Raw genomic sequence first — 7,955 nt, forward strand, 5'->3', positions numbered from 1 at the left:
ATTATATACATTAACTTACTAAAATTAATATTTCAGAATAAAATACTGAGGAGATAGTAATTGCAGTAAATACTTAAATAAGATTATTATATGTTTCACCAAATTTTTTCAAAAGTGTTACTTTATTTTTTTTTCGTTTGATTAATTGTTTATTCTCGAAATCTTTTAATTTTCTAGACAATGTTTCTGGACAAATAAATAAGTAACTAGCAACTTCTTTTTGAGTCATCGGTAATGTTACTGTATAACTTTCTTCTACAAAATTAGTTATTCTCGATAAATGGATTAAATATAAGGCTATTCTATTAGAAATGCTATTTATCGATAATAATTTGACTTGTATTTCTAAATCCATAGTTTTCTTTGTATTAATTTTTAGTAATTCGTAACTAAGTTGTGGGTAATCATATAAAATTTTTCTCAATTCAGAATTATAAATCATACAAATTTTGGAGTTTTCTATTGCCTCACCATAAAACATAGTATTTTTTCCATTAAATAAATAATTTTCTCCTTCACAATCTCCTTCTGAAATAATTCTAAATAAATGTTCTTTTCCAGAATCAGACAGTCTATAGATCTTCACTTTACCAGTACATACAATTAATATTTGCTCTTGAGAATTAGGTGAAAATATTAGTTCTTTTTTTTCAAATTCTTTATATAAAAATAATTTTTCAATACGCTTTTTCTCATTTTTCATCAGATGATTAAATATAGGTATATTACAGCTTATTTTTTCTTTCATAATATTTTCTCCAATACAATTTTATCTTTATAAAATTAACAAAAATTGATTAGGAATCAATTGAATAAAACTTTAACTGATATAAGATAAAAACACAATATATAGTGTTAGAAAAAAATAAAAATACTATATATTGTTAATAAATTATACACTAGGAGGAAATCTATGGAACCAATAAGAACTATAAATATTTTCTACATTAGTCTCAGTGGTAACACTACTAATTTTATTGAAAGATTAGATGGTTATATCATGAAAAAATACAGATATAAAGTTCTATATACAAATGTACGTAATATTATTAAGGAAAATCCGGAAGATATTTTTCTTATAACTGATCCTTATTTTCTATTTCTCCCTGCATATCTAGAAGGTGGCAATGGAATCAATAATGGTTTTAAAGAAATTTTAACTACACCATTAAAAAAGTTAGTAGCTTATAAAAATAATGCCACATTTTGTTATGGAATCGTGGGTAGTGGAAATCGTAATTTCAATAAACAGTTTTGTTTAACAGCATATCAATATTCATCCCAGTTTAATTTTCCAATGATAGATGAATTTGAATTAAGGGGAAATGATGAAGATATCAAAAGAATTGGTAATAAATTAATTACTATAATTAATAATAATCAATTGGAGGTATCAAAATGAGTACTAGAGCAAATGATCAAGATTATTTCACTTTAAACAACATGTTAAATTTACCAATTAACGGTAAGATTCCTCTAGAATATGATAAAGCAGCTCTTGAAAAGTATCTGGAGACAGAAATAGAACCTAAAACACTTAAATTTAATAGCATTATAGAAAAAATTAATTATTTAATTGAAAATGAGTATATAGATGTTAACGTATTGCAAAAATATTCAAAATGTACTTTTAATACTAATGATTATGATAAATCTTTTATAAAAAAATTGTATGTACATGCCTATAAATACAATTTCAAATTCAAAAGTTTTATGAGTGCATATAAATTTTACACTCAGTATGCACTAAAGAGTAATGACTCTAATTATTATCTTGAAACATTTGAAGATCGTGTAATTTTTAATGCACTATATTTAGGCAATGGTGATAAAAATCTCGCATTTAAATTAATCGATGAATTACTTTCCCAACGTTATCAACCTGCTACTCCAACCTTTTTAAACGCAGGTAAAAAACAGCGAGGAGAAATGGTATCTTGTTTTTTGATTGATATAAATGATTCTATGCTTTCTATTGGTAGGGGGATCAATTCTTCTCTGCAGCTTTCAAGAATTGGTGGTGGTGTCGGAGTTAATTTATCAAATTTAAGATCTACTGGTTCATCGATAAAAGGAATTCAGAATGCTTCCTCTGGAATATTACCAGTGATGAAACTATTAGAGGATACCTTTAGTTACAGTAATCAACTTGGACAGCGTAATGGAGCAGGTGTGGTATATCTTAATGTTTTTCATCAAGATATTATCTCATTTTTATCTACAAAAAAAGAAAATTCAGATGAAAAAATACGTGTAAAAACTTTATCGCTTGGTTTAATAGTTCCAGATAAATATTATGAACTATTAAAAACAAATCAACCAATGTATCTTTTTAATCCCCAGGACATTGAAAGAGTATATGGGAAACCTTTTTCTTATATAGATTTAACTTCAGAATACGATAAACTTGTTTCAATAAAAGACATTCAAAAGACGTCTATTCCCGCACGTGAATTAGAACAGGAAATTTCACGTTTACAGCAAGAATCAGGTTATCCATATATTATTAATATTGATACCGTCAATAGAGATAATCCTGTAAAAGGTAAGATAATTATGAGTAATCTTTGTTCTGAAATTTTACAACCACAGGAACCATCAGAACTAAACCCTGATTTGAGCTATAAAAATATTGGAACAGATATAAGTTGCAATCTTGGCTCGATGAATATATTAAACCTACTGGATTCACCAGATTTTGAAAAATCAGTTGAATGTGCTGTACGAGCCCTTACAACCGTAACTGATAGTGCGAATATCAATGAAGTTCCATCAATTGCTAAAGGTAATAGCCTTTATCATACTATTGGGTTAGGTGCAATGGGCTTGCATACAGCACTAGCTGTTAATAAAATCGAATATGATTCTAAAGAAGCTTTAGAATTTGTCGATGCTTTCTTCCTAGCATTAAATTACTATTCTTTAAAGATTAGTAATCAAATCGCTATTGAAAAAGAAATGAAATTTCATGAATTTGAAGAATCAACTTACGCAAATGGTAGTTATTTTGATAAATATTTAAATAATGATTTTACTTTCCAATTCAAAAATGTAGCTAATTTATTTGAGCATATCAAACTTCCCACTACCAAGGACTGGCTTTTGCTAAAAGATAGTATCATGAATCATGGGCTATATCATAGAAACCGCCTAGCCATAGCTCCTAATGGTTCTATTTCATATATAAATGAAACAAGTGCATCCATTCATCCAATCACTCAATTAATAGAAAATAGGCAAGAAAAAAAAGTAGGCTCTATTTTCTATCCTGCGCCATATTTATCAAATTCAACTATTGATTATTATAAAAATGCATATGATATGGATCAGCGAAAAATTATTGATGTCTATGCTGTTGCGCAGAAACATATTGATCAAGGTCTGAGTTTAACACTGTTTATGCGATCAGTACTTCCCCAAAATCTATATGACTGGAAAAATGAAAATCAATCCAAGTTAACTACGCGTGATTTGAGTAAATTACGTAATTATGCATGGGCTAAAGGAATAAAAACACTTTACTATGTAAGAACTTATACAGAAGATGATGAATTTGAAAGTATTAATAATTGTGAATCTTGTATGATTTAAAGGAGGAGTTATTTTGAGTAATTATTTACACTACAAAGCAATCAATTGGAATGTCGTAGAAGATGAACTAGATAATGCTACATGGGAAAGAGCAACTTCTCTTTTTTGGTTAGATAATAGAATACCTATTGAAGAAGATAAAAATAAATGGAATAAATTAACTAACAATGAACAAGATCAATTAAATAAACTACTTGCTTTATTAGCTAATCTCTCGACTTTCCAATCTATTAAAGCAGGTGAAATGATTCGAGACAATAAAAAGACTCAACAAGAGATCGCTATAGTAAATAATTTGCAATTTACTGAGATGGTTAACACCAAGGCCTATAATCGTATATTAAAAACTTTTAATCAAAATATTGATTTAACTAGTTTGTTCAATTATATAGATAACGATCCTATAGTAATAAGCTATTTACATGATATTGATTCTATTTATATAGAAAGTGATGATCCTTTAAAAAAACGGTTTATGGCAATTTGTATAGAAGGTATTATAAATTATGCGTACCTTGCTTACCCTTTAGATCTATGGACTAGTCAACACTTTAATAATCTTGGGAAAATTGTAGAAATGATTATTCGCAATGAATCACTCCATTGTTTTTATTTAAGGCACAAAATCAATATTTTACTATCTACTTATGAAAAAGATAAAGAAGACGAATTTAAAGTATGGGTAAAATATCAAATAAATATTATCATACAATATTGTGATCAGCTAATTAATCAGTACTACAATTTAGCAGCAAATAAAACAATAGCAATAAATCTTGTTAGACAAGAAGCAAATAAAATTTTAGAAGGTTTAGATATACCTCTAGTTTATCAAGTAGATAAGACAACTATACTAAATATTAATAATAAGTTAAACAAACTTTGTAAACATTCTCTAATATCTAAAAACTTTAAAAAAAATATCTCTATACATGACGAAATGATTAATGAAGACTATAATTTTTAGGAGGATCTAATGTGCTTAATAAAACAATGAATTGGCAACAAATAGAAGATGAATTAGATGAGTATGTGTGGGATAAAGCAACTACTCAGTTTTGGCTCGACACACGCGTCCCTGTCTCTAATGACCTATTAGATTGGCAGAATCTATCTGAAAAAGAAAAAGAAATCGTAAAAAAAGCAATAGGTGGACTGGCTTTACTTGATACTCTCCAATCTGAAGAAGGACTTTATGCTATTAAAAAAAATGCTAGAACTCAAAAAGAAGTAGCTGTTCTAAGTAATTTTGCTTTTATGGAATCGATCCATGCAAAAACATACGGAACAATCTTAATCTCCTTAAACAATTATAAAGAAATCGAGAAAATCTATACTTGGATGAATAATGATCATAGAATGCAGTTTAAAGCAAAACGAATAAATGATATTTATCAAAATGGTACAGGTTTACAAGTTATGGTTGCTAGTATATTTTTAGAAGGTATACTTTACTATAGTAATTTTTTTATACCACTTTGGTATCGTGGGAAGAATAAATTAGCTAATGTAGCAGAATTAATAAAATTAGTTATTCGTGATGAATCAGTTCATGGTACCTACCTTGGATATAAATTTAGACAAGGATTCGATGAGCTTTCAAAAAAAGAACAAGAACAATTTAAGATTTGGATGTATAATTTTCTAAATGATTTATTAGAAAATGAGTTTGCTTATACTGAAGAAGTTTATCATGATCTTAATTTAGTTGATGATATAAATATATTTGTTAAATATAATGCTAACAAGTCTTTACAAAATATGGGCTTTGACACTTATTTTGATGAAGCTACGGTAAACGATGTTAATCCGATTGTTATCAATGGTATATCTATTGAAACATCTAATCATGATTTTTTTTCGCAAGTTGGAGCTGGTTATTTAATGGGAGAAGCTGAATTGATGAACGAAAATGATTATAATTTTTAAATGTATCTAAAACTATATAAATAAAAGTAAGCAAAAATAATTTCACCAAAATTAAAATTTATTTGATAAAATTATTTTTGCTTCTTATTATACTTTTCTGTTTTAGACACTATATTTAATACGAAGTTTTTTAAATAGCTAACAATTGATCGATTTTTTGTATTTTATTTAGTAAATCTTCTTCATCTGTTGCATACTTCAAATCTGTATCAACATCCCATAAAATATTAAATAGACTTTGGCTATCATTAAATGTAAAAACCACACCAATATATTTTTTAAAAGCCTTATATTCACTTAAATTTGTCATTGGAATATCAATTTGATGTAATTTTTGTTCTAAAGCTTTTTTAGCAAGCCGTAATCCAATCTTTTTCATTTTAGTATTTATTCTATTAGCCCTTCTTCTTTCAGAAATTATTGGCAAGAAAAGGGCAACAATTAAGGCGACTGTTTCTGCGATCCCTTCTATCCATTCTGCAAGGCTTCCAGATTCCATTCGTATTCTCCCCTTTATAAGTTATAAGTGGTTTCCAATATATAAAGTATTTTTGTTAGTTCAATGTTTTTATCTTCATTACCAATATTTTTTTTTAATATATTACCAACTTTTTCCGAAATCGCAACTAGTATTTGATTATCACTAACAATTGCTAACATTGAATTAAAACTTTCAAGTTGTTCATACGATTCTTTGTCTTGAATGGATATAGCTTCTTTTATTAATACATATTCTCTTCTAGCAAGTCGCTTAACGGAGTTTTCTTCTTTTTTTCGTTGTTGTATGATTGGAAAAGTTATAGCCCCAATAATAGCAATTATCTTTGAAATACCAATTATCCACTCTGCCATACTCCCGAGCTCCATTTTCAGACCCCCTTCAGTATTGTTTTAAGAATAAAATTTAAAATAATTTTTATTTAACTATTAATTGTTAATATAGACTATTCTTTATTTTCTTTCAATACTGAAGCATTGCCTTTTAAAAATAGCGATTATTTACATAATTAATTATTGTTAATAAACGGGCAACTTTTTTGAGCTGACTAAATTTTTATATTTTCTTTGAAGTAACATATTAATCATATGCTAAAATATCTTCTCTATCTCAAAAAATTAATTTTTTATTTTTATTATTTTATGTTATAACGTTTTGATAATTTATTAAGCAACCGCTCTACTTCATTATCGGAAGATTCAAAATTACTATTATTTTTTAATAAATAACTAATTTTATTAGATATATTTGTTAGTTCTACGTCATCATTAATAATCATTAGCAATGAATTGTAATGTTCTAATTGCTTAAAAGATTCAAGGTTAGCACTAGCACTTTGTTTTTCTTTACGTTCCATAATAACGTCATATACTAGTGCATACTCCCTTCTAGCCAAACGTTCTGTTCCGCTTTTTCTCTTTCTCTTTTCTTGTATTAATGGATAAATAATAGCACTAATTATTGCTACTATTTTAGAAACTACTGCAATCCATTGAGCAATATTACCAATGTTCATGCAATGATCCTCCTTTAATATTTTTAATTATTCTTCAGAAACAATGGCCAGTCAATTATCAATAATTCTCCTTTAGAATTTTTAGGTACAATTTCTTCAATTGAATGTTCTTTTAATACAGAAAGATAACTATTTTCTGCTTCTTTTAAAATATCTAATGTTAGATTACCATACTTATCTACAAGTTTATCAGATAAAAACATTGTATGTATAACATCAGTTTTGACATTTTTTAAAAAACTATCTGAATTTTCAACTGCTTTAAAGACATCATAGAATGTGATATCTCTTACTGACTTATTTAAAGAATAGCCACCTGTTTTTGATGCTTCAGATTGAATAATACCAGCATTATTTAACTTTTTAGCAATTTTCTGTAAATATGTGTGGGAAACTCCCATTCGCTGGCTTATTTCAGAAGATTTTAAATGAGACTTTTCCGGTAATTCAGCTAGCATTACAAGAATAGCAACAGATTGGATAAACGAATTACTTAATTTCAAACAATTACACCCTTTCTAAAATCTATTGACTTTTAATGTCTACAGTCGCACATCTAATATAGACCATATTAGTTATTCTTTCAATATAAATGGACTAAAAATTTGTCTTTTATAAAAAAATAGAGAAAAACTAGAGTAAGTAGAACCTAGATTTTTCTCTATCTTTATATATATTTAAAGTAAACTATTTAAATCTATCTTTATTATTTTCTGCCTTCTTTTTAAATTGTTCACCCACTTTTTTACCAAGTTCAGCATATTCTTTTCCTATATCTTTACCTTCTTTTTTATACATACCACCTAAAATTTCTCCTTCTTTTTTTAATTTATCAATTTGTTCTCTAAATGTCATAATATTAACCTCCTTTTTTATGACTATATTCTATGTCAATTTTATTGACTTTTTTATTTTTAGAGG

At 27.1% G+C, this 7,955-nt stretch carries 10 protein-coding genes; 4 read left to right on the top strand and 6 right to left on the bottom strand.

All coding sequences use genetic code 11. The features are described from left to right. Positions 1-73: 73 nt before the first annotated feature. Complete coding sequence (locus JZO83_RS13125; protein ID WP_207116036.1) at positions 74-748, bottom strand: Crp/Fnr family transcriptional regulator; 675 nt, start codon at positions 746-748, stop codon at positions 74-76. Between the two features lie 165 nt (positions 749-913). Here JZO83_RS13125 and nrdI point away from each other — a divergent pair, with 165 nt between their 5' ends. From nrdI to nrdF, 4 genes are read left to right on the top strand one after another with little or no spacing between them, the layout of a single operon-like run. Continuing rightward, on the top strand, positions 914-1,402 hold the full coding sequence (gene nrdI / locus JZO83_RS13130; protein ID WP_242542672.1) for a class Ib ribonucleoside-diphosphate reductase assembly flavoprotein NrdI: 489 nt from the start codon (positions 914-916) through the stop codon (positions 1,400-1,402). Next, complete coding sequence (gene nrdE, locus JZO83_RS13135; RefSeq protein ID WP_207116037.1) at positions 1,399-3,591, top strand: class 1b ribonucleoside-diphosphate reductase subunit alpha; 2,193 nt, start codon at positions 1,399-1,401, stop codon at positions 3,589-3,591. Before nrdI ends, nrdE begins: the two co-directional genes overlap by 4 nt. A 10-nt stretch (positions 3,592-3,601) precedes the next feature. Further along, positions 3,602-4,558, top strand: coding sequence for a ribonucleotide-diphosphate reductase subunit beta (locus JZO83_RS13140; RefSeq protein ID WP_207116045.1), 957 nt, complete (start codon positions 3,602-3,604; stop codon positions 4,556-4,558). Between the two features lie 11 nt (positions 4,559-4,569). Beyond that, positions 4,570-5,520: a class 1b ribonucleoside-diphosphate reductase subunit beta gene (gene nrdF / locus JZO83_RS13145; RefSeq protein WP_207116038.1), complete on the top strand. Its 951-nt coding sequence runs from the start codon at positions 4,570-4,572 to the stop codon at positions 5,518-5,520. 130 nt (positions 5,521-5,650) lie between these two features. On the opposite strand, the gene JZO83_RS13150 is transcribed toward nrdF, so the two are convergent. The 5 genes from JZO83_RS13150 to JZO83_RS13170 form a co-directional block, all read right to left on the bottom strand. Continuing rightward, complete coding sequence (locus tag JZO83_RS13150; protein ID WP_207116039.1) at positions 5,651-6,019, bottom strand: hypothetical protein; 369 nt, start codon at positions 6,017-6,019, stop codon at positions 5,651-5,653. Between the two features lie 14 nt (positions 6,020-6,033). Beyond that, positions 6,034-6,372, bottom strand: coding sequence for a hypothetical protein (locus JZO83_RS13155; protein ID WP_207116040.1), 339 nt, complete (start codon positions 6,370-6,372; stop codon positions 6,034-6,036). A 281-nt stretch (positions 6,373-6,653) separates the two neighbouring features. Next, positions 6,654-7,034, bottom strand: coding sequence for a hypothetical protein (locus tag JZO83_RS13160; protein ID WP_207116041.1), 381 nt, complete (start codon positions 7,032-7,034; stop codon positions 6,654-6,656). 23 nt (positions 7,035-7,057) lie between these two features. Continuing rightward, on the bottom strand, positions 7,058-7,537 hold the full coding sequence (locus JZO83_RS13165) for an Rrf2 family transcriptional regulator (RefSeq protein ID WP_207116042.1): 480 nt from the start codon (positions 7,535-7,537) through the stop codon (positions 7,058-7,060). Between the two features lie 184 nt (positions 7,538-7,721). Next, positions 7,722-7,889 (bottom strand): hypothetical protein, encoded by a 168-nt coding sequence (locus JZO83_RS13170; RefSeq protein ID WP_207116043.1) that lies wholly within the window; start codon positions 7,887-7,889, stop codon positions 7,722-7,724. Positions 7,890-7,955 lie beyond the last annotated feature (66 nt).

The sequence above is a fragment of the Enterococcus sp. DIV1298c genome (assembly GCF_017316315.1).
Classification (GTDB): domain Bacteria; phylum Bacillota; class Bacilli; order Lactobacillales; family Enterococcaceae; genus Enterococcus_B; species Enterococcus_B mangumiae.